Origin of the sequence: Arthrobacter sp. 49Tsu3.1M3 (assembly GCF_900168135.1) — a bacterium.
Classification (GTDB): domain Bacteria; phylum Actinomycetota; class Actinomycetes; order Actinomycetales; family Micrococcaceae; genus Arthrobacter.
In genome coordinates this window covers 236,966-260,794 of sequence record NZ_FUZD01000002.1, presented here as the reverse complement: position 1 = coordinate 260,794, position 23,829 = coordinate 236,966, and the positions used below count along the sequence as shown (strand labels likewise).

The window sequence follows — 23,829 nt, the reverse complement described above, 5'->3', positions numbered from 1 at the left end:
GCGTTATTCTACGGTCACGCTCTTGGCCAGGTTGCGTGGCTGGTCCACGTCGTAACCCTTGGCCGAGGCGAGTGCGAGGGCGAAGATCTGCAGCGGAACCGTCGCGAGCAGCGGCGCCAGGAGCGTCGGGGTCTCCGGGATGTAGAACACGTGCTCGGCGTACGCCTTGACGGCCTCGTCGCCCTCTTCGGCGATCACGATCGTCTTGGCGCCGCGGGCACGGACTTCCTGGATGTTGGAGACCACCTTGGAGTGCAGCGAGTCGCGGCCGCGCGGGGACGGGACCACCACGAAGACGGGCTGGCCTTCCTCGATCAGTGCGATCGGGCCGTGCTTGAGTTCTCCGGCGGCGAAGCCCTCGGCGTGGATGTACGCGAGCTCCTTGAGCTTGAGCGCGCCCTCCATCGCCACCGGGAAACCGACGTGGCGGCCCAGGAACAGCACAGACTTGGCGTCAGCCATGGACTGGCCGAGTTCCTTGATCTGGGCCTCATTGTCGAGGATGCGCTGGATCTTGGCCGGGATCTTGCCCAGGTCGGCCAGGATGTCCTTGATCTCGCCCTGGAACTTGTTGCCGCGCAGCTGTGCCAAATAAAGGCCCAGCAGGTAGGCGGCCGTGATCTGAGCCAGGAACGCCTTGGTCGAGGCCACGGCGATTTCGGGTCCGGCGTGCGTGTAGAGCACGGCGTCCGATTCGCGCGGGATGGTGGAGCCGTTGGTGTTGCAGATGGAGACCGTCTTGGCGCCCTGTTCCTTGGCGTAGCGGACCGCCATGAGGGTGTCCATGGTCTCGCCGGACTGGGAGATGGAGACAATCAGCGTGTTCTCGTCCACGATCGGATCCCGGTAGCGGAATTCGTGCGAGAGCTCGACCTCGGTGGGAATCCGGCACCAGTGCTCGATGGCGTATTTCGCCACCTGCCCGGCGTAGGCGGAGGTGCCGCACGCGAGGACGATGATCTTATTGACGTTCTTGAGCAGCTGCGGATCGACGCGGAGCTCATCGAGGGTCAGCTTGCCGTGGATGTCGGAGCGGCCCAGCAACGTCTGGAGCACGGCATCCGGCTGGTCGTGGATTTCCTTTTCCATGAAGGACGGGAAGCCGCCCTTCTCCGCCGAGGCCGGGTCCCAGTTGACGTGGTATTCCTTGCCCTCGGCGGGGGCGCCGTAGAAGTCCGTGATCTCTACGGAGTCAGCGGTGATCGTGACGATCTGGTCCTGGCCGAGTTCCACGGCACGCCGGGTGTAGTCGATGAAGCCTGAGACGTCGGAGCCAAGGAAGTTCTCGCCTTCGCCGAGGCCGACGACGAGCGGGGAGTTCCGGCGGGCAGCGACCACCACGTCGGGCTGGTCGGCGTGGACGGCGAGGAGCGTGAAAGCGCCTTCGAGCCGCTGGCACGCAAGCTGCATCGCCCGGGTGAGGCCGCCGTTGCTTGCATCACCGCCGAGCTGGTTCCGGTAGATGTCGCCGAGCAGGGCAGCCGCGACTTCCGTGTCAGTCTCGGACTCGAAGGTGACGCCCTTGCGCTGGAGCTCGAGCTTGAGCTCGGCGAAGTTCTCGATGATGCCGTTGTGGATCAGGGCCAGCTTGCCGCCGTCGGACAGGTGCGGGTGCGCGTTCTGGTCCGTCGGGCCGCCGTGCGTCGCCCAGCGTGTGTGGCCGATTCCCGTGAGGGATTCCGGCAGCGGGCGGGCGTCCAGCTCCGCAATGAGGTTGCTCAGTTTGCCGGACTTCTTCCGGGAAGAAATCGTGCCGTCGGCCACTACAGCGATACCCGCGGAGTCGTAGCCGCGGTACTCCAGGCGCCGCAAACCTTCAAGGACAACGTCCAAGGCATTGTGTCCAGCATTTACCCGGCCATCTGAGTGGCCCACATATCCAACGATTCCACACATGGTCATAAGCCTAGCGGGTTTCCGGGAGGGAGGACGTGGGACGGCGGGGCGTGAAGGCCCGTGCGCGGGGCTGCGGCGGGCCGGCCCGGCTTCCACCGGCCAGTCCATTTCGCTCTCGGCGTTGTGAAGGGCAGAATCTCTAGGGTGACTTTGCAACGCAATGAAGCGAACGGGGAAGGTGTCTCGCCGTTCGTGGAGCTGGACCGGCAGACCTGGTCCCGGCTCGCTGCCCAGATGGAGCAGCCCCTTAATGAAGAGGATGTGTTCCGCCTTCGCGGCCTCGGGGACCCCCTCGACATCAAGGAAGTGCGCGAGGTCTATCTGCCGCTGTCCCGCCTCCTGCACCTGTATGTGGAAGCCGCGGGCCAGCTTCACGCAGCCACCACCACCTTCCTGGGCGAGACCACCCAGCGCACGCCGTTCGTGATCGGCGTGGCCGGTTCGGTGGCCGTGGGCAAGTCCACCATCGCCCGCGTCCTGCGGGAAATGCTCCGCCGCTGGCCGGGCACCCCCAACGTGGAGCTCATCACCACGGACGGATTCCTCTACCCGCTCGCCGAGCTCAAACGCCGGCAACTGCTCGAGCGCAAGGGTTTTCCGGAGTCCTACGACCGCCGTGCCCTGCTGCGCTTTGTCAGCGAGATCAAGGGCGGCGCCGAGGAGGTCCGGGCCCCCTGGTATTCCCACGTCACCTATGACATCGTCCCCGGCAAGGAAGTAGTGGTGCGCCGCCCGGACGTGCTCATTGTCGAAGGGCTGAACGTCCTCGCTCCGGCGCGGCCACGACAGGACGGCAGGCAGGGCCTGGCCCTGAGCGACTTCTTCGATTTCTCCATTTACGTCGACGCGAAGACCGCGTATATCGAGGAGTGGTACGTGGACCGGTTCCGCAAACTGCGGACCACGGCCTTCGCCCAGCCGGAATCGTACTTCCACCGCTACGCCACGCTCTCCGATGCCGAGGCCGAAGAGACCGCCCGTGAGATCTGGAAGCGCATCAACGAGCCCAACCTCGAGGAAAACGTCCTCCCGACCCGGGGCCGCGCGCAACTGGTCCTGACCAAGGACGCCGACCACTCCATCCGCCGGATGCTGCTGAGGAAGGTCTAGCACACATGTGCTACGACGACGCGGACGGGACGGCGGGACGGCAGGAAGCCGGCCCGGAATCGCCGAGCCGCCGGGCCTTCAGCCGCCTCCTGCTGGCGGGCACCGGCCTCGCGGCGCTGTCCGCCTGCACCCCGGCCCAGTCCTTCACGCCGTCCGGCACCCCGGGGCCGACGCCGGGCACGGGCACGGGCAGTTCGACGCCGACCGCCGCTGCTGCGGCGTCGACCCCGCCGGCAAGCACGCCATCGGCACCCGTTCCGGAAAGCACCCCTGCGGCGACGCAGACGGCGACACCTGTCCCGCCGTCGGCCGCTGCCCGTCCTCCATCGGCCGCGGCGCCGGGGCCGCAGCATTCCCTTTCGGACCCCACGAGCCCGTGGGTGATCGTCAACAAGCACCGCCCGCTCTCCCCCGCCACCTTTGTGCCGCCGGATCTGGCCCGGCCGGCCGTCCGTCTGGCGACGTCGGGCGAGGCGGCGCTGGTGAACAGCACGACGGCGGCAGCGGCTGAGAGGATGTTCGCGGCCGCGGCCGCCGACGGCGTCATCATCACTCTCGCCAGCGGGTACCGTTCGTTCGCGACACAGCGGGCCACCTACGGCAGCTACGTGAATTCCCGCGGCCAGGCGGAGGCTGACACCGCCTCGGCCCGGCCCGGCTACTCAGAGCACCAGACGGGCTGGGCGTTCGACATCGGCGACGGCAGCGGGGCGGACGCTTTCACGCCCCAGTTCAAGGACCGGCCGGCGGCGATCTGGGCCAAGGCGAACGCCCACCGCTTCGGCTTCGTGGTCCGCTACCCGTGGATGCTGCACGAAATCACCGGGTACTTCTATGAGCCATGGCATCTGCGCTTCATCGGCAAGGAGGCGGCCGCGGACATGCGCGCCCGCGGCATCGGCACACTGGAACAATACTTCGGCCTGGAAGCCGCCCCGGCGTACCGCTAAGCCTGCGCGGGACCGTTGCCGGCGGGCTACTCGGGGACGAGCTCCAAAGCCAGTTCGGTCCGGACCACCTGAGCCAGGCGCTCCGCGACGCCCTGGGCGGTTTTGTGGTCTCCGGCCTCCACCATCACGCGCACCACCGGCTCGGTGCCCGAGGGGCGCAGCAGGACGCGCCCGGTGTCGCCGAGTTCGGTTTCGGCGGCGGATACCGCCTGCGCCACCACCGCATCGCCCTTGACCCGGGTACGGTCCACGCCCTTGACGTTGATGAGGACCTGGGGCAGCTTGGTCATCACCGTGGACAGCTCCTTGAGCGGGCGGCCGGTGAGTGCCACCTGGGCGGCAATCTGCAGCCCGGTCAGTACGCCGTCGCCGGTAGTGGCGTAGTCGGCAAAAATTACGTGCCCGGACTGCTCGCCGCCAAGGCTGTAGCCGCCGTTGCGCATTTCCTCGAGGACGTAGCGGTCCCCCACGCCGGTTTCGCGCAGGCTGATCCCGGCGTCACGCAGGGCGAGCTTCAGGCCGAGGTTGCTCATGACGGTGGCCACGAGGACATCGTCCCTAAGCTTTCCGGCGTCCTTGAGGGCAACGGCCAGGATGGCCATGATCTGGTCGCCGTCCACCTCGTTGCCTTCGTGGTCCACGGCGAGGCAGCGGTCGGCGTCGCCGTCGTGCGCAATGCCGAGGTCCGCCCCGTGATCCAGGACGGCGCGCTTGAGCGGGCCGAGGTGCGTGGACCCGACCCCTTCGTTGATGTTGAGCCCGTCCGGTTCGGCGCCAATGACGACCACGTTGGCGCCGGCGTCCTTGAACACCTGCGGGGAACAGCCGCTGGCCGCGCCATGGGCGCAGTCGAGGACGACCTTCAGGCCGTCCAGGCGGTGCGGAAGCGTGCCGAGCAGGTGCACGATGTAGCGGTCCTCGGCGTCGGAGAAGCGCTGGATGCGTCCCACCTCACCACCGACGGGCCGGAAAGGCTCCTTACTGAGCTGCACTTCGATGGCGTCCTCGACGTCGTCGGGCAGCTTCTGACCGCCGCGGGCGAAGAACTTGATGCCGTTGTCCGGCGCCGGGTTGTGGGAGGCGGAGATCATGACGCCGAAGTCAGCGTTGAGGTCCGCCACGAGGTAGGCGGCGGCCGGGGTGGGCAGCACGCCGGCGTCGTAGACGTCGATTCCCGAGCTGGAGAGACCTGCCTCCACTGCAGCCGCGAGGAACTCACCGCTGGCCCGCGGGTCCCGTGCCACCACGGCGCGCGGCCGCTTCCCGGTCGTGTTGCGGTCGTGGCCAAGTACGACGGCGGCGGCCTGGGCCAGCTGCAAGGCGAGCTCGGCGGTCAGCAACCCGTTCGCCAGGCCCCGGACTCCATCGGTTCCAAATAATCTAGACATCGGACCAAGTTTAGTCGATGGGCGGGGCAAGTCCGGCTTAAACGGCGAAAGCCCGCCCCGCCGAGGGGCGGGACGGGCTTTCGTGCAAGCGCCAGAAGCGCTTGGAAGCAGTATTAACGCTTCGAGTACTGCTGTGCCTTGCGGGCCTTCTTGAGACCGGCCTTCTTGCGCTCGATGACGCGGGCGTCGCGGCGCAGGTAACCGGCCTTCTTCAGGGTGGCGCGGTTGTTCTCGGTGTCGATCTCGTTCAGGGAACGGGCGATGCCGAGGCGCAGGGCACCGGCCTGGCCGGAGATGCCGCCACCGTGGATGCGGGCAATGACGTCGTAGGCGCCGTCAAGATCCAGGATCTTGAAGGGCTCGTTGACGTCCTGCTGGTGCAGCTTGTTCGGGAAGTAGTTCGCCAGCTCGCGGCCGTTGATGGTCCACTTGCCGGAGCCGGGCACAACGCGAACGCGTGCAACGGCTTCCTTACGACGGCCAACTGCAGCGCCGGCAACGGTCAGTGCCGGGCGTTCCTTCTTCGGCGCAGCTGCTTCCGCAGCACCGCTCTCCGAGGTGTAGCTGGTCAGGTTTTCCTCAGCCTCAACGGCTTCGGTGGTCAGTTCTTCGTTCTGAGCCACGATTCTCCTTGATAAAAAGTTGGTTGGTGGCCAGGACTACTGGGCGACCTGGGTGATTTCGAAAGTCTTGGGCTGCTGGGCGGCGTGGGGGTGCTCTGCACCGCGGTACACCTTCAGCTTGCCCAGCTGCTGTGCAGCGAGGGAGTTCTTCGGGAGCATGCCCTTGATGGCCTTCTCCACGGCGCGAACCGGGTTGGACTCAAGCAGTTCCGCGTAGTTGACGGAGGTCAGGCCGCCCGGGTAGCCGGAGTGGCGGTATGCGCGCTTCTGCTCCAGCTTGGCGCCGGTGAGGGCAACCTTTTCAGCGTTGATGATGATGACGAAGTCGCCCATGTCCATGTGGGACGCGAAGGTGGCCTTGTGCTTGCCGCGCAGCAGGATTGCGGTCTGGCTCGCGAGACGACCAAGGACAACGTCGGTGGCGTCAATGACGTGCCACTGGCGGTTGATATCGCCGGGCTTCGGGGTATACGTACGCACGGTGTTTGCCTCGTTCTTGTTCTGGCGTTCTTGTTTTAGGCGTCACTCTTACGGTGCACCTACTATCTATGCGCTACCGGAACAGAGGTGAGGGCTCCATGTAACCAGTCATCCTGAGGTCTCGAATGTGCACGTTGAGTAGTTATCCTGCAACCGGATTCTCAAGCGGGCACGCACCATCGAGATAGGACACGCACAACGACTACCAAGAATAGCCGACGGCGGCCTGTTGGGTCAAAATGGGGTGTTCGGATGCATCCTGTCTGCTCCCTGTTTCGTCAGACAGCCCCGCACCGGCCCGTCGCATCCCTGGAGGAACCGTGTCCGATCCCGCCGCCGCCGGCTCCATCGCCCTGCTGCTTGGGCAGCCGGCCCTCCTGGCGCAGCCGACCGGGTGGCTCACCGGACTTCCCTTCATCGCCTTCATAGTCAGTGTTGGTCTCGCGGGCGCATGCCTGTCGTTGCTGGCCGAGTTCCTCATACGGCGCACGCTCCCCCGCCTGGGCGGACCCTTGACGGTACGCATGAGGCTTACGACGGCGGCGGCCACCTTCGCGCTGTCCGTTCTATTGGCGTGGCGGTTCGGTGCCTCCCCGGAGCTTCCGGCCTACGTATTACTTGCGGTCGCCGGCGTCCAGCTGGCGCGGATCGACCTCTTGCACCATTTACTGCCCAACAGGATGGTTTTACCCCTGCTCGGGGCCGGAATTGTGCTCCTCGGCGTCGCCGCAGGGGTCTCCAACGAGGCAGGCAGCCTGCTGCGGGGAGTCGCCGGCGCCTCAATAATGTTCGTTTTGTACCTTTTTCTTGCCCTGACCAGCCGAAACGGCCTCGGGATGGGCGATGTGAAGCTCGCAGCACCACTCGGCTTGTACTTGGGCTACCTAGGCTGGTCCCACTTGTTCTACGGCGGGGCCTTGGGATTCGTCGCAGGGGGCGTTGCCTCTGCGCTCCTGGTCCTCAAGAACCGCGGAAACAAGCCGAAGGAAGTACCCTACGGCCCCTCGATGCTGGCCGCTGGCCTGGCAATCATCCTGCTGCTCCCCTAGGTGGCCTCCGCCTTCACCTGGACCGCGGATTAAGTAAGACGGCTTATCAAACCAAGTAGTTGGGGTCTACCCCTACTTAGAAACTGAGTACACCCCCGTTTGAGGGCAGGTGATACCCATTTTTTCCCTCCCAAAAGTCGAGTATCGAACATCATTGCCGTGCCGTTTGGGGCCGTGCAAATGTTGTCCCAACGAAGCTCCAGCAAATAAGCAATCGGGGATTTGCCGGAAATTCGTTCAATACTCACACTCTGGAAAAGGACAAATAAAATGACTGGTCTCATGGTCTCAATGCTTGCTTTTGTTGCCGGCGTCAAGGACAAGCTCACCTCCGAAAAGGGCGCGACCGCGACGGAATACTCGCTCCTCGTAGCCTTCATCGCCTTTGCGGTAATCGTCGGTGTCACGTTCTTCGGCAACCAGCTGAGCACCTGGTTCAACGATCTCGGCACCACCGTCAACGGCTGGAAGAACGGCCAGCCCTAAGTCCCAGCCGACAAAGCAGGTCTCAGCAACACCCATGTGCCGCGTCCGCCCAGCGCGGGCGCGGCACATTTCTTTCCCCATTAGCTGCATCTATCCCTGGGGGGATCCTATGAAGCGCAGAAGTTCGCGAGCGCCCCGGTCTCGGGCAAAGGGCAGGGAGCGAGGCGCGGCCGTCGTCGAGTTCGCTCTCGTGGTGCCCGTCCTTCTCGTCCTGGTGGGCGGGATCATTGAGTTTTCGTACTCGTACAACCTGCAGATTTCCGTCACCCAGGCGGCCCGCGAGGCCGCCAGGACGATGGCCATCTTCAACGATCAAGGCCGCGCCCGTGCCGCCGCGGTGGCAGGAGCACCCGGGCTAAGCCCGAGCGGCTTCACGTACACCTTCACCGGCTCCTGCCCGTCGGGCGGCACCGGCAACGCCCAGGTCACCGTCGGCTACACTGCCAACTCACTGACCGGAATGTTCGGCAGTTCCATCGCCCTCACCGGAACGGGGGCCATGCGATGCCACGGCTAAAGGCTGTCTTCTCTCGGAAGCGAGACAAGGAGCGCGGGGCCGCCGGCGTCCTCGTTGCCGCGATGATGCTGGTGCTGATCGGGGCCGGGGCATTGGCAGTGGACACGGGACAGATCTACGCCGAACGGGCGCAGCTCCAAAACGCCGCAGATGCCGGCGCCATGGCCGCAGCACAGCAGTGCCACAAGGCTGGCACGTGCACCGTCACGCAGGCAAAGCTCTGGGCAGAGGAGCTCAGCGGACCCAATTCCAATGACGGAGCCACCACTGTGGACTCCGTGGATCTGTCCGTTCCAAAGCAGGTCACCGTGGTCACGTCGACACGCAGCGGCAGCAACGGGTTCCTTACCAAGTTGTTCGCCAACGCACTGAACGCCCCGCCAGTCACGGTCCGCGCCGCCGCCACGGCTTCAATGTCGCCTCCAGGAGCCGGGTCCGGATTCCCGCTGGCGATCTCAAATCACTGCTACAACCTCTCCGGCGCAGTCGCCACTGGCCAGGTCCAGAAGATCTCTTACAAACCAGGCGGCACCTGCACCGGCCCGTCAGGGACGCAGATTCCCGGCGGCTGGGGCTGGCTGGACCAGGACTCACCGTGCGTAGCGGAGACGCAAACCGGAAGCAACCAGATGGGCTCCGACCCCGGCAACAACCCGCCGTCCGGCTGCTCCACGATCCTGACCGGCTGGAAGACCACGATCGAAGCCGGCGGAGCGGTCAAAGTTACGTTCCCGATCTTCGATGACGCCACCAACCAAGGACAAAACGGCAGCTTCCACATCATCGGCTACGCCACCTTCAAGATCTGGGGCTGGAAGTTCGGCAATAAGCACGAGTACGAATTTCGCAACACGAAGGACGATCCCGGAATGACGGCCGATCTGGCCTGCAACGCCGGCAATGACCGCTGCGTTATCGGCCAATTCGTCAAGTTTGAATCCATCGATTCCCTCGGGGACTCTTCGGGCTCGGACTTCGGAACCGACGAAATAAAATTAGTCAAATAGGCAATTTCTAAGGGGATATTATGAAAACACGCCTGCTGGGGGGCATCGCCGCGTTACTGGTGGCAATTGTTGGAACTGTATTGCTGGTCACGTACGTTCAAAATGCTGACAAACGCGCGCTGGCCAGTACCGAAACTGAAAACGTCTATATTGTCGAGAAAGCCATTCCAGCCGGAGCCTCCGCGGATGCGATTGCCGGCTCGGTGGTCAAGAAGGCCGTTCCGAAACTCGCCGTGGCCGAGAACGGCGTCACGGATCTCTCGTCTTTGAACTCCAAGGTCTCCGCCGTAGCACTCATGCCCGGGGAGCAGTTGCTGTCCTCCCGGATGGTGGAGCAGAACGCATTCCTGGGACCAGCCCGGGTCCAGGTACCCACCGGGCTTCAGGAGCTAACCCTGAAGCTTCCCATCGAGCGTGTTGCGGGCGGCGTCTTGAAGGCCGGCGATACGGTGGGCGTCTTCATCTCAATCGAAGACGCCGGCGCCCAAGGCGGCGGCAAGGCAAGCAGGACGCAGCTGAGCTTCCACAAAGTCCTGGTGACGGGAGCACAGTTCAGCAACGGCACGGCAACCCAGACGGGCGGCTCCGACTCCTCAACCGGGGCCACACAGGCGTCCTCGACATCCAGCAGCAAGGAACAGACGGACGACACGTACCTGGTGACGCTGGCGCGGAACTCCGCCGACGCCGAACGCATCGTATTTGCTGCAGAGTTCGGCAAAATCTACCTGTCCAAGGAGCCCGGCGATGCGCTCGAGACGAGCACCGGCGTGGTTGATAAGGCAGGGCTGTTCCGATGAGCCGCTTCATTCTGATCACCCCGAACAGCGATTTCGAACGCTTGGTTCGTCTGGCAGTCACCGGGCTGCACGGCACGCTGCACGTCTTCCAGGCGGACTACTTGCCGGAAGGGCCCGCGGACATCCTGCGACAGCTGCAGGGCGAACCGCCGGAGGTCCTCATCCTCGGGCCCGGGCTGCCGGTGGAGGATTCCCTGAAGCTAGCCTCGGTTGTTGACCTCCAGTACCCGGAGATCAGCGTGGTGCTTGCGGCCGTCGCCACTCCGGAGACTGTGTTGCAGGCCATGCGGGCCGGCGTCAGGGACTTCCTAGATCCCGGCGCCGCTTCCGACGCCATTCGAGTCATGCTGGAGCGGGCAAGCCTCGCAGCGGCCGGCCGGCGGCGTGGCCTCGCACCTCAGACCTCCGAACACGCCGACCACGGCGCAGGCGGCAAGGTCATCGCCGTGATGTCGCCCAAAGGCGGCGTTGGCAAGACCACCGTGGCGACCAACCTCGCCGTCGGGCTGGGCAAAATCTCCCCGATGGGCGTAGTGATCGTGGATCTCGACCTCCAGTTCGGCGACGTGGCCAGCGGCTTGATGCTCGAGCCGGAGTTCACCATCACCGACGCCGTGCTGGGTGCTGCGAGCCAGGATTCCATGGTGCTGAAGACCTACCTGACGGTTCATCCAGCCGGCATCTACGCACTGTGTGCACCCCGCTCTCCGATCGAAATGGACCGGATCACGGCCACGCACGTGTCGCACCTGTTGGAACAGCTCCGGCAGGAATTCCGCTACATCGTGGTGGACACGGCACCCGGGCTGGGAGAGCATGTCCTGGCCACCCTCGAGCTGGCTACGGACGCGGTCTGGATCTGCGGCATGGATGTGCCCAGTATCAGGGGCATGCGGACGGGCTTCCAGATCCTGGAGGAACTCAATCTGGTCCCAGAACAGCGGCACATTGTATTGAACATGGCCGACCGGAGGGCCGGCTTGACTCTCAAAGACGTCGAAGCGACGGTCGGAGCCCCTGTGGACGTAGTACTGCCGCGTTCCAAGAACATGCCATTCTCCACCAACAAGGGAGTTCCAGTCCTTCAGGACGGCAGCAGGGATCCCGCATCCAAGGGCCTTCGCCAGTTGGTGGAGCGGTTCAAACCCGAGTGGGAAGCAAGACCTCACAAGCAACTGCACAGAAGGGCGGTATTCCAGTGAGCCTCACAGACCGATTCCTGCAATTGCGCGGGGATGCCCCGGCCGCAAAGTCGACAGATATGCCAGAGGCGCCCGTTGACATCTTCCAGGCCCCCTCGACTCTGGGCCGGATCCACGAGGCGAAGGCGGCCGCGGAAACGCGCTCCGACGCAGTTGAGCTGACGCAGACTGCATCCGTTGCCAGCGAAGCCCTCAACGCTCTGAAGGAACGGGCCAGCCAGGCGCTTTTCGAGCGGCTCGGCTCGCGGATCACGGACTCCTCGATCGGGGAGGAAGAACTCCGCCAGTCCGTCAAGGACGAACTGAAGGCCGTCGTCGATGCGGAGCAGATTCCCCTCACTGGCCAGGAACGCCAGCGGCTGATCCGCGAAATCTCCGACGACGTCCTCGGCCATGGGCCCATCCAGCGGTTCCTGGATGACCCCGCCGTCACGGAAGTCATGGTGAACCGTTTTGACCAGATCTATGTGGAACGCCAGGGTCAGCTCTTCCTTACCGACACCAGGTTCACCTCGGATGAGGCTCTCCGCCGGGTCATTGAGAGGATCGTCTCCCACGTTGGACGGCGTATTGATGAGTCGTCGCCCTTGGTTGACGCGAGGCTATCCGACGGCTCCCGTGTCAATGCGATCATTCCGCCTCTGGCGGTCAACGGACCCGCATTGACCATCCGGAAGTTCGGGCGGGATCCGCTCACGGTCGACAACCTGATCTCCATGGGCAGCCTGTCGCCGGAAATGGCCGAACTGCTCCAGGCCTGTGTGCTGGCGAGGATGAACATCATCGTGTCCGGCGGCACCGGAACGGGCAAGACGACTCTGCTGAACGTGCTTTCTTCGTTCATTCCGGCGTCGGACCGGATTGTCACGATCGAGGACGCGGTGGAACTGCAGTTGCAGCAGGACCACGTGGTCCGGCTGGAAAGCCGGCCGCAGAACATCGAGGGGAAAGGTGAAATCTCCATTCGGGACCTCGTCCGGAACTCCTTGCGCATGCGGCCGGACCGAATCGTCGTCGGCGAGGTCCGCGGCGGGGAGTGCCTGGACATGCTGCAGGCCATGAACACCGGCCACGACGGGTCCATCTCTACTGTTCACGCCAACTCTCCTCGGGATGCCATCGCCAGGCTTGAAACCCTGGTCCTCATGGCTGGCATGGACCTGCCGCTGCGTGCCGTGCGCGAGCAAGTGGCCTCGGCAGTGAACCTCATTGTCCATATTTCCCGGCTCCGCGACGGTTCGCGCCGCGTCACCCACATCACCGAAGTCCAGGGCATGGAGGGCGACATCGTTACCCTGCAGGACGCGTTCGTTTTCGACTACGCGGCAGGGGTGGACAGCAGTGGGAGGTTCCTCGGCAAACCCGTACCGACCGGCGTTCGGCCGCGCTTCACGGACCGGTTCGCAGAGCTTGGGATTTCGGTCTCACCGGCTGTCTTCGGCGTTCAGCCTGCAAGGGGGCGGTAGCCATGGTTCCGGAACTGTCCCCCCTTGCCTTCGTGGCCGGCCTACTCCTGGTGTACGGTGCGCTGGCGATCCTGTTCGCCGTGGTGTTCAAGTCCAGGTCCGCCGTCGCACTTTCCCGGCGCCGGCCGGACGCGGCGCCCCCTGCCTCCACCTTCACCCGCCTGACGGACCAAGCCGTGAAGGCTTTGAATAAGGGCGTTCGGCGCGGCCGCACCGGGATCCTCAACCGGGACAAGCTTGACGCGGCCGGCCTGAAAAAAGAGCCTGGCGACTACATGCTGATCGCTGGCGCCGTGACGTTCGTGGCGGTGGTCCTGGGCTTCTTGCTCGGCGGCCCGGCTCCCGCTGTCCTGATGCTGGTCCTCACCCCCGTGGGACTCGTCATGTTCTTGAACGTCCTGGTCTCACGGCGGCGGAAGAAATTCGACGACCAAGTGCCGGACACGTTGCAGATGTTCTCGGGCGGCCTGCGCGCCGGGCACAGTCTGCTGCGCGCCATCGACGCCGCCGCCCAGGAAAGTGACGCCCCCATGACCGAGGAACTGAACCGGGTGGTGAACGAGACCAGGATCGGACGGGATCTCGGTGAGTCCCTTGACGAGGTGGCGCGTAGGACCGACAACGAGGACTTCGGGTGGATCGCCCGGTCCGTAGAGATCCACCGCGAGGTTGGCGGCGATTTGGCCGAAGTCTTGGACCATGTCGGGGAAACAATCCGTGACCGGAATCAGATCCGCGGCCAAGTGCGGGCCCTCAGCGCGGAAGGCAGGATATCGGCCCTCGTGCTGATCGCCCTGCCGGTGGTGATGTTCATCGGACTGACCCTGTTCAATCCCCTGTACTCGAAGGTCTTCACGAGCACACTGCCCGGCTACCTTATGATCGCCGCCGTGGTTGTCCTCCTCTCGGTCGGCAGTTTCTGGCTGAGCCGGCTCATCAAACCGAAGTTCTAGGGAAGCAGGGAGAGAACCGTGCAAGCTATCGCCTACGCCGCCATCCTGGCCGTTGTCGCCCCCGTGTCCATCATGACCTGGCTGGCCCTGACCGGCGACCGTGCCGGCCTGCGAAACATCCAATCCAATTTGGGTCACCGCCCCCGTTCCGGCGCAGCCAGCTTCGACGCCAATGAACAGCTGGCGTCCCTTGCGAAGAAGGCCATGCCGCAGGGCTATGCAGCGTGGCTGGACAAGCAGCTCTCAGGTGCGGGCCGGCCGAAGGCGTGGCCCCTGGGACGGGTCGTCATGGTCAAGCCCCTGCTGGCCCTGGCAGGAGCCGTCCTGGGCGTCCTGCTCTACATTGCTGATCCGAAGCCCCTGAAGCTCGGCCTTGCACTCGGGGTAACGGCGCTGTGCTATTTCGTCCCGGACATCCTCCTGCGGAACTACGCCGAAAAGCGCCGGACAGCTATCAAGCTGGAACTGCCCAACGCCCTGGACCAGATGCTTATCTCGGTCCAGGCCGGACTCGGTTTCGAGACCGCCATGGCCCGCGCCGGCGAGACCGGCAAGGGGCCCCTGGCTGACGAGCTCGTCCGGACACTCCAGGACATCCAGGTGGGTAGGTCCCGCAAGGAGGCCTATGTGGCTCTGGCCCAGCGGGTCGATGTCCCGGATCTCCGCTCGTTCGTCAGGGCCGTCGTCCAAGCCGACACCTACGGAATTGCCATCGCCAAGGTCCTCCAGTCCCAGGCGCAGGTGATGCGCGTGAAGAGGCGCCAACAGGCCGAGGAGCACGCCATGAAGATGCCAGTCAAGATGTTGTTTCCGCTCATCTTCTCGATCCTTCCCGCCCTGTTCATCGTGGTGCTCGGCCCGACCATGATGAGCATCATGGACATGTTCGCCAAGCGTTAGGCCGGCGCCGGCGCGGCTGCCCTTCGGCGGCCATCCACAGACCGGACCCCCTTGGACCCAGAGCCGAGGGGGTCCTCCTGCGTGTGCGGACAGAGACCCGGCTCCCAGCGCAGTAAGAGCGCAGGGAATGTACAGGAAACGTGCAGTTTGGGAAGCCTTAGCACAGGATGCGTCAAAGGCGAATCGTCGGCGTGTCGGTGGTTGCTAAGTTCCTCTCAGTGCTGGTGCAGGGCCAGCCGCCCAACTCGCTCAGGAGTCTCCAATGCGTTCCATTCTCTCCAGCTTCGCAGCCCGCCTTCGCCGAGATCAGCGCGGCGCCACCGCCGTCGAATACGGCATCATGGTCTCCCTCATCGCCGTCGTCATCATCGTCGCCGTGACGCTCCTCGGTGGCACTTTGAAGGACACCTTCACCCAGGTCCAGTGCTCCGTCAGCGGCGGCAGCTACGCTGCGGCCGTACCCGGCGTCGGCGGGGCCGCCGGCACCGACGCCAAGTGCACGCCGAAAGCTCCCTAGCGCGATAGATTCGCATCGGCCAACGAACACGTGGCGGTGGCCTGGGGCCACCGCCACGTGTGTCTCTCCAGAACTCGACGTGCGGGAAGGCGGTCGCCCATGTCCAAATCATCGGAGCGGGGCGCCGTCGCGGTGGAATTCGCTCTTCTCGCGCCCATTTTGGTCATGCTGCTGCTTGGCATCACGGAATTCGGCCGGGCGTACAACGCGCAGATCACCCTCTCGGCGGCAGCCCGCGAAGGCGTCCGGGTCATGGCCATCGGCAACAGCCCGTCTGCGGCCCGAACGGCGGCCAAGAATTCAGCCGCCGCTTTGAAACCGGCCCTGGCCGACACCAACATCACCATCAGCCCCGCCACCTGCACCACCGGAACCCAAGTGACCCTCAAGATCACGTACTCCCTCACCACCATGACCGGCATCGCAGGCCCGTTCACGATGGAAGGCAAAGGAGTCATGCTGTGCGGAGGTTAGGAATGACCACCACCGACGGCGAGCGCGGGGCCATCAGCGTCTTGGTCGCCATCCTCATGGTGACCCTGCTGGGGTTCACAGCGCTGGCGGTGGACGTCGGCATGCTCTACGCCGAGCGGACCCAGCTTCGCAACGGAGCCGACGCCGCAGCCCTCGCCATCGCGCAGAAATGTGCCCGGAACATCAACGATGCCGACTGTGCCACCGCCTCCGCCCTCGCCCGCAGTCTCGCCAACGGCAACGCCCGCGACGGCGCCAGCAACATCGCGTCCCTTGTGCTGGACAAGACCGCCGGCACAGTAAAGGTGACAGCCGGGGCCCAGGAAGCAGGGCAGGCGCCCAACCGCGTTTCCCTTTTCCTTGCACGGGTGTTGGGCTTCAACGACGCCGCGGTTACCGCCGGGGCAACCGTACAGTGGGGCCAACCGGTGGCGGGCCCGACGGCTTTCCCGCTGACCTTCTCCATCTGCCAGATCAAAAACCAGGTCGATGGGAGCCTGCAGAGGCTGCAGAGCCACGGCGACGACGCCAATCCCGACTGCATGTATGGACCGTCAGGCGCCCCAGTACCCGGCGGCTTCGGCTGGCTCACCAGCAACCCGGGCGTGTGCGGCGGCTTCATCGATATCAACGCAGGCGACGCACCGAACTCATCCGGCAACAGCTACCCAAAGGACTGCGACAGCCTGCTGACGCAGTGGGCGGCGGACATCAACGGCGGCAAGGACGTGATTGTCCTGCTCCCCGTCTTCAACCGGGTGACCGGAACCGGCACGAATGCCAAATACAAGCTCATCTCCTTCGCCGCCTTCAAGGTCAAAGGCTGGAACTTCAGCGGTAACAATGGTCTGCCTGAGTCCTTCCAGAACAAGCCGCCCGCCATCGCTTCGTCCCTGAAATGCGATGGCAACTGCCGTGGCATTATCGGCAGTTTCGTCCAATACGTCTCGCTGGCCGATGGCTACACCCTCGGCACGCCGGAGGAGGACTTCGGCGCAGACGTCGTCAGGCTCACGCAGTAGCACCCAACGTCGCCACATTGCCCACTAACCAGTTCAGGAGCAGTTTTTGAAGTCACGCTTATTGGCAGGAATCGCGGCCCTGGTGCTGGCCGTCGTCGGAGCCATCCTGGTAGTCAGCTACGCGCAGGGCGCCGACAGCAGGGCGGTGCAGGGCCTACAGCCCGTCACCGTTCTCGTGGTGTCGAAAGCAGTGCCGGCCGGGACGTCGGTCGCGGCCTTGAAAGCTTTTGTGACCAGCCAGGAGCTTCCCGGAAAGGCTGTGTCGAAGTCGGCTCTCACGAACCTGGACGGGCTCGCCGGCAAAGTCACCGCCGTCGACCTCCTCCCTGGCGAACAGCTCGTTGCCGAGCGGCTGATTGAGCCGGAGGCACTCAAAGCGAGCGGATCCGTGCAGATCCCGGAGGGTCTGCAGGAAGTCTCCTTCCAGCTCGAGCCGCAGCGTGTGGTGGGCGGCCGGCTGGCACCGGGGGATCACGTCGGCGTCTTCATTTCCTTCAAGAGCGGTGGCCTCGAAGCCAAGCCGGAGAAGGAAACCACCCAGTTGACCATCCACAAGGTCCTGGTGACCGCCGTGCAGCGTGCACCCCTCGCCACTGCTCCCGCCCAGCCCCCAACAGATGGCGCCACCGCACCGGCCGAAGACACCTCGCTCCCCACCGGTTCGCTACTGCTGACTGTCGCCGTCAACGACGTCGACGCCGGCAAGATCGTGTACGCCTCGGAGTTCACTGACACCGCCAGCATCTGGCTTAGCAAGGAACCGCTCAACGCCAAGGACAGCGGCCGGCCAGGAATCGTAACGAAACCGGAGGTGTACAAATGAGCCGCTTTGTCCTGATTTCGCCGAACACGGACTTCGATGCCCGCGTCCGCCAGGCGCTGGCCGGCGGCCTTCCGGGCGGCCTGCAGACCTTCGCGTTCGTCAATCCCGCGAACCCGGCGGAACTCTTCGCCAGCCTCAACCAGGAACGGCCCGAGGTCCTGATTCTGGGACCCGACGTGCCGGTGGAGGACGCCCTGCGCCTGGCGACGGTGTTCGACGTCCAGCTTCCCGAGCTCAGCGTCATCCTGGTCGGCGAGCCCGATCCGAACTTCGTGCTGCTGGCCATGCGGGCAGGTATCCGCGACATCCTCAGCCCGGCGGCGGACCCGGCCCAGATCCGGGTGCTGCTGGAGCGGGCCTGCCAGTCGTTCGCCACCCGCAACCGGACCACGGCGGCCAGCCAGCCGGACAGCGCGAGGGGGTTGGTGATCGGCGTCTTCTCCCCCAAGGGCGGGGTCGGCAAAACCACGGTTGCCACCAACATCGCCATCGGGCTGGGCAAAGTGGCGCCGATGGGCGTGGTGATCGTGGACCTGGACCTGCAGTTCGGGGACGTGGCCTCGGGCCTGTACCTGCACCCGGAACACACCGTTACCGACGCCGTCTCATCCGCGGCCAGCCAGGATTCCCTCGTCCTCAAAGCCTTCCTCACCGTCCACCCCGGGAGCATCTACGCCCTCTGCGCCCCCCGGACGCCCGAGGAGGCCGACGACATCACACCCCAGCAGGTCACGCGCCTGCTCGAACAACTGGCCGAACAGTTCCAATACGTCGTCGTCGACACCGCTCCCGGGCTCCCGGAGGTCGGGCTGGCCGCGCTCGAGCAGTGCACCGACGCCGTCTGGGTGACTGCCATGGACGTGCCCAGTATCCGCGGGCTGCGCTCCGGCCTGGATATCCTCCGGCGCCTGGACCTGCTGCCCGAGACCCGCCATGTGGTCCTGAACATGGCGGACTCGAAGTCCGGATTGAGCGTCCAGGACGTCGAGGCGACCATCGGCGCGCCCGTGGACGTCAGCATCCCCCGGTCCAAGGCAGTGGCGTTCTCCACTAACCGCGGCATCCCGGTCCTTCAAGACGGACGCAAAGATCCTGCCATCAAGGGACTGCAACAGCTCGTCAACCGGTTCGACCCGGCTTGGCGCGCCACCGCCCCGAAGAAACTGCACCGCCGGGTGGTGGTCTAGATGAAGCTGTCGGAACGGCTCCGCTCCGCTGAGGGAACGACCGCGTCCGCGCCACGGGCCGAATCCCCGCAGGCCGCATCTCCGGTGGCCGTGTCCCCCACCGGAGTAAGCGGGACGACGGCGGCACCGCCGGCCGCCGTCGTGCTCCAGAAGAGCACCCGCCCACCAGTGCCGGGCTTCCCGGAGCACCAGGATTCCCGTGCCCGGGGCCAACAGCCCGTCGACGCTTTCGCAGCCCTCAAACAGCGGGCCGCCACTGCGTTGTTCGAGCGCATGGGAACCCGCTTCAACGATTCGGCAACCACGGAAGAGGACCTCCGCACCTCCGCGCGGGAGGAGCTGACGCGCATCATCGACGCCGAGCAGGTCCCCCTGTCCGCCGAAGAGCGCTCCCGGCTGGTCCGCGACGTGGCCGACGACGTCCTGGGCTACGGCCCGTTGCAGCGCCTCCTGGACGATCCCGCCGTCACGGAAATCATGGTCAACCGAATGGACCAGATCTACGTGGAACGCAACGGCAAACTGACGCTGACAGAGTCGCGGTTCAGCTCCGAGGACCACCTCCGCAAGGTGATCGAGCGCATCGTTTCCAAAGTGGGCCGGCGCATCGACGAGTCCTCGCCCCTCGTGGATGCGCGGCTCGAGGACGGGTCCCGCGTCAACGCCGTTATCCCGCCGCTCGCCGTCGGCGGTTCGTCGCTGACCATCCGAAAGTTCAGCAAGGTGCCGCTGACTGTCCGGAACCTCATCGAGTTCGGCACGCTGACGCCGGAAATGGCGGAACTGCTGAACGCCTGCGTGAAGGCCAAGCTCAACATCATCGTCTCGGGCGGCACCGGCACCGGCAAAACGACACTGCTGAACGTCCTTTCCTCGTTCCTGCCCCACGACGAGCGGATCGTGACGATCGAGGACGCCGTCGAACTCCAGATCCAGCAGGAACACGTGGTGCGGCTGGAAAGCCGGCCGTCGAACACCGAGGGCAAGGGCGAGGTGACCATCCGCGAACTGCTGCGGAACTCCCTGCGCATGCGCCCGGACCGGATCGTGGTGGGAGAGGTCCGCGGCGGCGAATCACTGGACATGCTGCAGGCCATGAACACCGGCCACGACGGGTCGCTCTCGACCGTGCACTCCAACTCGCCCCGGGATGCTGTGGCCCGTCTGGAGACGCTGGTGCTCATGGCCGGCATGGACCTGCCGCTGCGCGCCATCCGGGAACAGATCGCCTCGGCCGTCAACCTGATTATCCAGATCTCCCGGCTGCGGGACGGCACCCGGCGGATCACCCACGTCACGGAGGTCCAAGGCATGGAGGGCGACATCGTGACGCTCCAGGACGCCTTCGTGTTCGACTACGCCGCCGGCGTCGACGCCCACGGCCGGTTCCTCGGCAGGCCCGTCCCCACCGGCATCCGCCCGCGTTTCATCGACCGTTTCGAGGACCTGGGCATCCATGTCTCCCCCGCTGTGTTTGCCGCGCCGCTGACCCCGGCCGGAAGGGCGTGATCTGTCCATGACTCTGCTGCCCATCGGCGTCGGCCTGCTCTTCAGCGCAGTGGTGGTCCTGGGATTCGTGCTGCTCGCCCCCGGCGGGGCCAGTGTCCCCCTGGACCGGCGCAGGCCCGTCCAGGGCCAGGCCGACTCGCAGCTGACGCGGTTCGCCGGCTCGGCCGTCCACCTGGTCGACGGATTCTTCTCTGGCCGCAAAGTCCGGCTCTTCAACCGCGAGTCGCTGGAACAGGCCGGCCTGCGCCTGAGCCAGGCCGACTTCTACGTCCTGCTCCTGGCCGGAGCGGTTGCGGGGGGCCTCGCCGGGTTCGTCGTCGCGGGCCTGTTGCTGGCGGTCCTGCTGGTGCTGCTGGCGCCGGTCGTGGGGCGCCTCGTGCTCGGCATCCTGGCCGGCAAGCGACGCACCAAGTTCGACCAGCAGCTCGGCGATACCCTGCAGCTGCTCTCCGGCGGCCTCCGGGCCGGGCACAGCATCATGCGCGCCATTGACGCCGCCGCGTCCGAATCGCAAAGCCCGACGTCGGAAGAGATGCGCCGCGTCGTCACGGAGACCAGCCTGGGCCGGGACCTCCTGGACTCCCTGAGCGACACCGCGGACCGGATGAGGAACGAGGACTTCGTTTGGATCGCCCAGGCCATCCAAATCAACCGCGAAGTGGGCGGGAACCTGGCCGAAGTCCTGGACCAGGTCAACGAGACCATCCGCGAGCGCAGCGAGATCAAAGGACACATCAAATCCCTCGCCGCAGAGGGCAAGTTCTCCGCGTACATCCTCATGGCCATGCCGATCGGGATCGTGGTGATGCTGATGCTGGTCAATCCCGGTTACATGAACGCCATGTTCACGCACCCGCTGGGCTGGGGCATGATCGCCGCCTCCGTCATCCTCATGACCATTGGCGGGCTGTGGATGCGCAAAATCATCGACCTGAAGTTCTGAGGTGGCCATGGCACCTGCTGTACTTCTAGCCACGCTGCTGGTGGCGTTGCCGCTCGGCTATCTGGCGTGGTCGCTGCTCTCCGTGGACCGGAGGTCACAGCGCGCCATGCGGGAGATGCTCGCGCTGGGCAAGGACCCTGCCGAGCTCACCCATCGGGAGCGCAGCAGCCTGCTGGAACGGGCCGGCCACCGTCTGACTCCCGCGGCGTACGTCCGCAAACTGGACCGGCTGTTGGCCCTCGCCGGTCGCCCCGCGTCGCTGCCGCTGGGCCGCGTGCTCGCGGCCAAGCCGCTCCTTGGGCTGCTGGGCGCCCTGCTGGGTTTCTGGATCAGCGTCAACAGCCCGACGCCGATCCTCAAGCTGGTGGGCATCTTTGTGTTCCTGCTCGGCTATTTCATCCCCGATCTCCTGCTTTACAGCAAAGGACAGGAACGCCAGAAGACCATGCAGCTGGAACTGGCCAACACGCTGGACCAGATGCTGATCTCTGTGGAAGCGGGCCTGGGCTTCGAAGGCGCCATGGCCCGTGCCGGCGAGAACGGCAAGGGCCCGCTGGCGGAGGAACTGATCCGAACCCTGCAGGACATGCAGGTAGGCCGCAGCCGGCGCGAGTCCTACGTGGCACTGGCGGAACGGACCAACGTGCCCGAGCTGCGCAGCTTCGTCCAGGCCGTGGTCCAGGCCGACACCTACGGCATTGCCATCAGTCGGGTACTGCGGGTGCAGGCGAAGGTCATGCGGGTCAAGCGCCGGCAACGGGCCGAGGAGAAGGCCATGAAGCTGCCCGTCACCATCCTGTTTCCCCTGCTGTTCTTCATCTTCCCCGTGCTTTTCATCGCCATCCTGGGCCCTGCCGTCATCAACGCCATCGACACGTTCAGCGGACAGTAGCGGCCGGCGCCCCGCCCCGGCCATGGGCCATCGCGGGTACCAACGGATGGTCAACTGAGTGAGTCAGACCGCGAGGGATCAACCACGGTGGGTTCGCCCAGCCGGCCGGTTCCAGGATCCAAGCGGGGTTTATGGCAACATCGGGACCATGAACGGCAAAACAAGTGAGGACACGCCCCCTTCTCGCTCCGAAATGGATCAGGGGAGCGTCTTCGCAAGGAAGTTTCCACTGCTGACCCGATCGGTACCCATTGTCCTATGGGCTTTGGGCCTTGAGGCTTTGTTCCTGGCGGTCCGGCACTTCGTCACTGGCAATGTAATGGGTCAAGACTCGCATGCCTATTGGCTCGCGGCGCAGGGCGAGCTTTCCTACGGCGCAAGTCCCGGACAGCGGGATGCTTATTTGTATTCGCCCGCTTTTGCGGCGGTCATCAGGCCGTTGGCGTTGCTTCCTTGGCCCCTGTTTTGTGCGGCGTGGTTTGCGGTCGAGGCAGCAGCAATGATCTGGCTGGTGAGACCCCTCCGGGCGCGGTGGGCAATTCCGGTGTGTTTGTTGTGCCTCCCTGAACTCGTCGTCGGGAACATCTACATCTTGCTGGCTGCGGCCACAGTAGTCGGCATGCGGAGGCCTGCCGCTTGGTCCTTCGCTGTCCTCACGAAGGTCACCACCGGCGTCGGACTGCTCTGGTTCGCCGCGCGTGGCGATTGGAAGAGGCTGATTCAAGGCAGTGGCGCAACGCTGTTGATCGTCGTCGTGTCTTATGCAGTCGATCCAACAGCGTGGAGTGATTGGATACAGTTCCTGCTCGCGAATAGTAGTGGAACGCCCGACAGCGGGATCAGCTTCGTAGTGCGGTGCCTCATCGCCGTGGCGCTGGTCGTCATCGGTGCCCGAAAGCAATGGCCCTTTCTCGTCGCCCCGGCGATGGTGCTGGCGTCGCCGGTCCTCGTCTCGTTCGTTCCGTGGACGATCCTTATTGCCGTACCGCGACTTCTCCTGGAGGGAAGTACCGGGAAGCGGCAATAGTGCCCGTGATTGGTTCCCTCGGGAAAGCCTCAGGGTTTCCGCAGGATAGACCGGGCTGCAAGGCATCGGCCACATCAGCAAGTAGCGTGGTCACATGTCCCTTCCAAGCGCTTGCCCCGACGACGGAGATGCGGGCATTGCCCTCGCTCCCACAACCTCGCCGGGACTGCCGGCACCTGCCCTCACGGCATCCAGTGCGGCTGTGACCTTCCCGGAGGTGCTCCCGGAGGTCCTCCCCGAGGACCTCCCGGCGGCCCCGCTCGTGGACCCGGCTGCGCTTCAGGACCTGGGTGCCCAGCTCGATAACCCGGCCGTGGCGAAAGGATTTGCCAGGGACTACACCCGGATGTGGGACCAGCGCTACCGCTCGCTGGCCTCGGCCCTCGAACGCGGGGATCTCGCGGGCTCGATGGACGCTGTGCTGAGCCTGAAGACGTCCTCGGCCATGGTCGGAGGCCTGCGCCTGGCCCAGCTCGCTGGCGAACTTGAGAACGCCCTCAGGGCCGGAGATATTGGCCGCGCCCTGTCGCTCCTGCGCGACGTTGCCGCGCGCGGCGGGGAAACCGTCGACGAGCTCCAGTTCAGCTACGTCCTGTGGGACAGCTAGG

At 65.1% G+C, this 23,829-nt stretch carries 25 protein-coding genes; 21 read left to right on the top strand and 4 right to left on the bottom strand.

Going from position 1 to position 23,829, the window contains the following annotated elements:
* Positions 1 to 3: 3 nt before the first annotated feature.
* Entirely contained in the window at positions 4 to 1,896 is a 1,893-nt protein-coding gene (gene glmS / locus B5X90_RS04180; protein WP_079550530.1) for a glutamine--fructose-6-phosphate transaminase (isomerizing), read from the bottom strand.
* A 144-nt stretch (positions 1,897 to 2,040) separates the two neighbouring features.
* Here glmS and coaA point away from each other — a divergent pair, with 144 nt between their 5' ends.
* Entirely contained in the window at positions 2,041 to 3,006 is a 966-nt protein-coding gene (gene coaA, locus B5X90_RS04175) for a type I pantothenate kinase (RefSeq protein ID WP_079550191.1), read from the top strand.
* A gap of 5 nt (positions 3,007 to 3,011) precedes the next feature.
* Complete coding sequence (locus B5X90_RS21205) at positions 3,012 to 3,956, top strand: M15 family metallopeptidase (RefSeq protein WP_179129045.1); 945 nt, start codon at positions 3,012 to 3,014, stop codon at positions 3,954 to 3,956.
* A 26-nt stretch (positions 3,957 to 3,982) separates the two neighbouring features.
* On the opposite strand, the gene glmM is transcribed toward B5X90_RS21205, so the two are convergent.
* From glmM to rplM, 3 genes are all read right to left on the bottom strand, one after another.
* A complete protein-coding gene (glmM, locus tag B5X90_RS04160; RefSeq protein ID WP_079550188.1) occupies positions 3,983 to 5,344 on the bottom strand; it encodes a phosphoglucosamine mutase in 1,362 nt (453 codons plus the stop codon).
* A gap of 113 nt (positions 5,345 to 5,457) precedes the next feature.
* Positions 5,458 to 5,967, bottom strand: a complete 510-nt coding sequence (rpsI, locus tag B5X90_RS04155) for a 30S ribosomal protein S9 (RefSeq protein WP_018773707.1) — start codon at positions 5,965 to 5,967, stop codon at positions 5,458 to 5,460.
* A gap of 36 nt (positions 5,968 to 6,003) precedes the next feature.
* On the bottom strand, positions 6,004 to 6,447 hold the full coding sequence (rplM, locus tag B5X90_RS04150) for a 50S ribosomal protein L13 (protein ID WP_015937805.1): 444 nt from the start codon (positions 6,445 to 6,447) through the stop codon (positions 6,004 to 6,006).
* A 320-nt stretch (positions 6,448 to 6,767) separates the two neighbouring features.
* Here rplM and B5X90_RS04145 point away from each other — a divergent pair, with 320 nt between their 5' ends.
* The 19 genes from B5X90_RS04145 (at position 6,768) to B5X90_RS04055 (ending at position 23,828) form a co-directional block, all read left to right on the top strand.
* Positions 6,768 to 7,496, top strand: a complete 729-nt coding sequence (locus tag B5X90_RS04145; RefSeq protein WP_079550187.1) for a prepilin peptidase — start codon at positions 6,768 to 6,770, stop codon at positions 7,494 to 7,496.
* Positions 7,497 to 7,766: 270 nt separating this feature from the next.
* Positions 7,767 to 7,982 carry a Flp family type IVb pilin gene (locus B5X90_RS04140; RefSeq protein WP_179129044.1) on the top strand — a complete coding sequence of 72 codons (216 nt, stop codon included), beginning with the start codon at positions 7,767 to 7,769 and terminating at the stop codon, positions 7,980 to 7,982.
* A gap of 109 nt (positions 7,983 to 8,091) precedes the next feature.
* A complete protein-coding gene (locus tag B5X90_RS04135) occupies positions 8,092 to 8,499 on the top strand; it encodes a TadE/TadG family type IV pilus assembly protein (RefSeq protein ID WP_079550185.1) in 408 nt (135 codons plus the stop codon).
* Positions 8,487 to 9,506 carry a pilus assembly protein TadG-related protein gene (locus B5X90_RS04130; RefSeq protein WP_079550184.1) on the top strand — a complete coding sequence of 340 codons (1,020 nt, stop codon included), beginning with the start codon at positions 8,487 to 8,489 and terminating at the stop codon, positions 9,504 to 9,506. The genes B5X90_RS04135 and B5X90_RS04130 overlap by 13 nt, the downstream gene beginning before the upstream one ends.
* A 20-nt stretch (positions 9,507 to 9,526) precedes the next feature.
* A complete protein-coding gene (locus tag B5X90_RS04125) occupies positions 9,527 to 10,306 on the top strand; it encodes a Flp pilus assembly protein CpaB (protein WP_179129043.1) in 780 nt (259 codons plus the stop codon).
* Entirely contained in the window at positions 10,303 to 11,508 is a 1,206-nt protein-coding gene (locus B5X90_RS04120) for an AAA family ATPase (RefSeq protein ID WP_079550182.1), read from the top strand. The genes B5X90_RS04125 and B5X90_RS04120 overlap by 4 nt, the downstream gene beginning before the upstream one ends.
* 59 nt (positions 11,509 to 11,567) lie before the next feature.
* Complete coding sequence (locus B5X90_RS04115; protein ID WP_372702867.1) at positions 11,568 to 12,974, top strand: CpaF family protein; 1,407 nt, start codon at positions 11,568 to 11,570, stop codon at positions 12,972 to 12,974.
* 2 nt (positions 12,975 to 12,976) lie between these two features.
* Positions 12,977 to 13,927, top strand: a complete 951-nt coding sequence (locus B5X90_RS04110) for a type II secretion system F family protein (RefSeq protein ID WP_079550180.1) — start codon at positions 12,977 to 12,979, stop codon at positions 13,925 to 13,927.
* A gap of 18 nt (positions 13,928 to 13,945) precedes the next feature.
* Positions 13,946 to 14,827, top strand: a complete 882-nt coding sequence (locus tag B5X90_RS04105; protein WP_079550179.1) for a type II secretion system F family protein — start codon at positions 13,946 to 13,948, stop codon at positions 14,825 to 14,827.
* A gap of 262 nt (positions 14,828 to 15,089) precedes the next feature.
* On the top strand, positions 15,090 to 15,344 hold the full coding sequence (locus tag B5X90_RS04100; protein WP_079550178.1) for a Flp family type IVb pilin: 255 nt from the start codon (positions 15,090 to 15,092) through the stop codon (positions 15,342 to 15,344).
* 99 nt (positions 15,345 to 15,443) lie between these two features.
* Positions 15,444 to 15,818, top strand: coding sequence for a TadE/TadG family type IV pilus assembly protein (locus tag B5X90_RS04095; RefSeq protein ID WP_079550177.1), 375 nt, complete (start codon positions 15,444 to 15,446; stop codon positions 15,816 to 15,818).
* Positions 15,819 to 15,820: 2 nt separating this feature from the next.
* Complete coding sequence (locus B5X90_RS04090; protein ID WP_179129042.1) at positions 15,821 to 16,840, top strand: pilus assembly protein TadG-related protein; 1,020 nt, start codon at positions 15,821 to 15,823, stop codon at positions 16,838 to 16,840.
* A 46-nt stretch (positions 16,841 to 16,886) separates the two neighbouring features.
* The gene (locus B5X90_RS04085) at positions 16,887 to 17,663 is read left to right on the top strand and encodes a Flp pilus assembly protein CpaB (protein WP_179129041.1); all 777 of its coding nucleotides are present in this window, start codon (positions 16,887 to 16,889) and stop codon (positions 17,661 to 17,663) included.
* On the top strand, positions 17,660 to 18,850 hold the full coding sequence (locus tag B5X90_RS04080; protein WP_079550175.1) for an AAA family ATPase: 1,191 nt from the start codon (positions 17,660 to 17,662) through the stop codon (positions 18,848 to 18,850). The genes B5X90_RS04085 and B5X90_RS04080 overlap by 4 nt, the downstream gene beginning before the upstream one ends.
* A complete protein-coding gene (locus B5X90_RS04075) occupies positions 18,851 to 20,359 on the top strand; it encodes a CpaF family protein (RefSeq protein WP_079550174.1) in 1,509 nt (502 codons plus the stop codon). It begins immediately after the preceding gene.
* A 7-nt stretch (positions 20,360 to 20,366) separates the two neighbouring features.
* Positions 20,367 to 21,302, top strand: coding sequence for a type II secretion system F family protein (locus tag B5X90_RS04070; protein WP_079550173.1), 936 nt, complete (start codon positions 20,367 to 20,369; stop codon positions 21,300 to 21,302).
* A gap of 7 nt (positions 21,303 to 21,309) precedes the next feature.
* A complete protein-coding gene (locus tag B5X90_RS04065) occupies positions 21,310 to 22,194 on the top strand; it encodes a type II secretion system F family protein (RefSeq protein ID WP_079550524.1) in 885 nt (294 codons plus the stop codon).
* Positions 22,195 to 22,342: 148 nt separating this feature from the next.
* Positions 22,343 to 23,221 (top strand): glycosyltransferase family 87 protein, encoded by an 879-nt coding sequence (locus B5X90_RS04060; RefSeq protein ID WP_079550172.1) that lies wholly within the window; start codon positions 22,343 to 22,345, stop codon positions 23,219 to 23,221.
* Positions 23,222 to 23,315: 94 nt separating this feature from the next.
* The gene (locus tag B5X90_RS04055; RefSeq protein ID WP_256860043.1) at positions 23,316 to 23,828 is read left to right on the top strand and encodes an Hpt domain-containing protein; all 513 of its coding nucleotides are present in this window, start codon (positions 23,316 to 23,318) and stop codon (positions 23,826 to 23,828) included.
* Position 23,829: the final 1 nt, after the last annotated feature.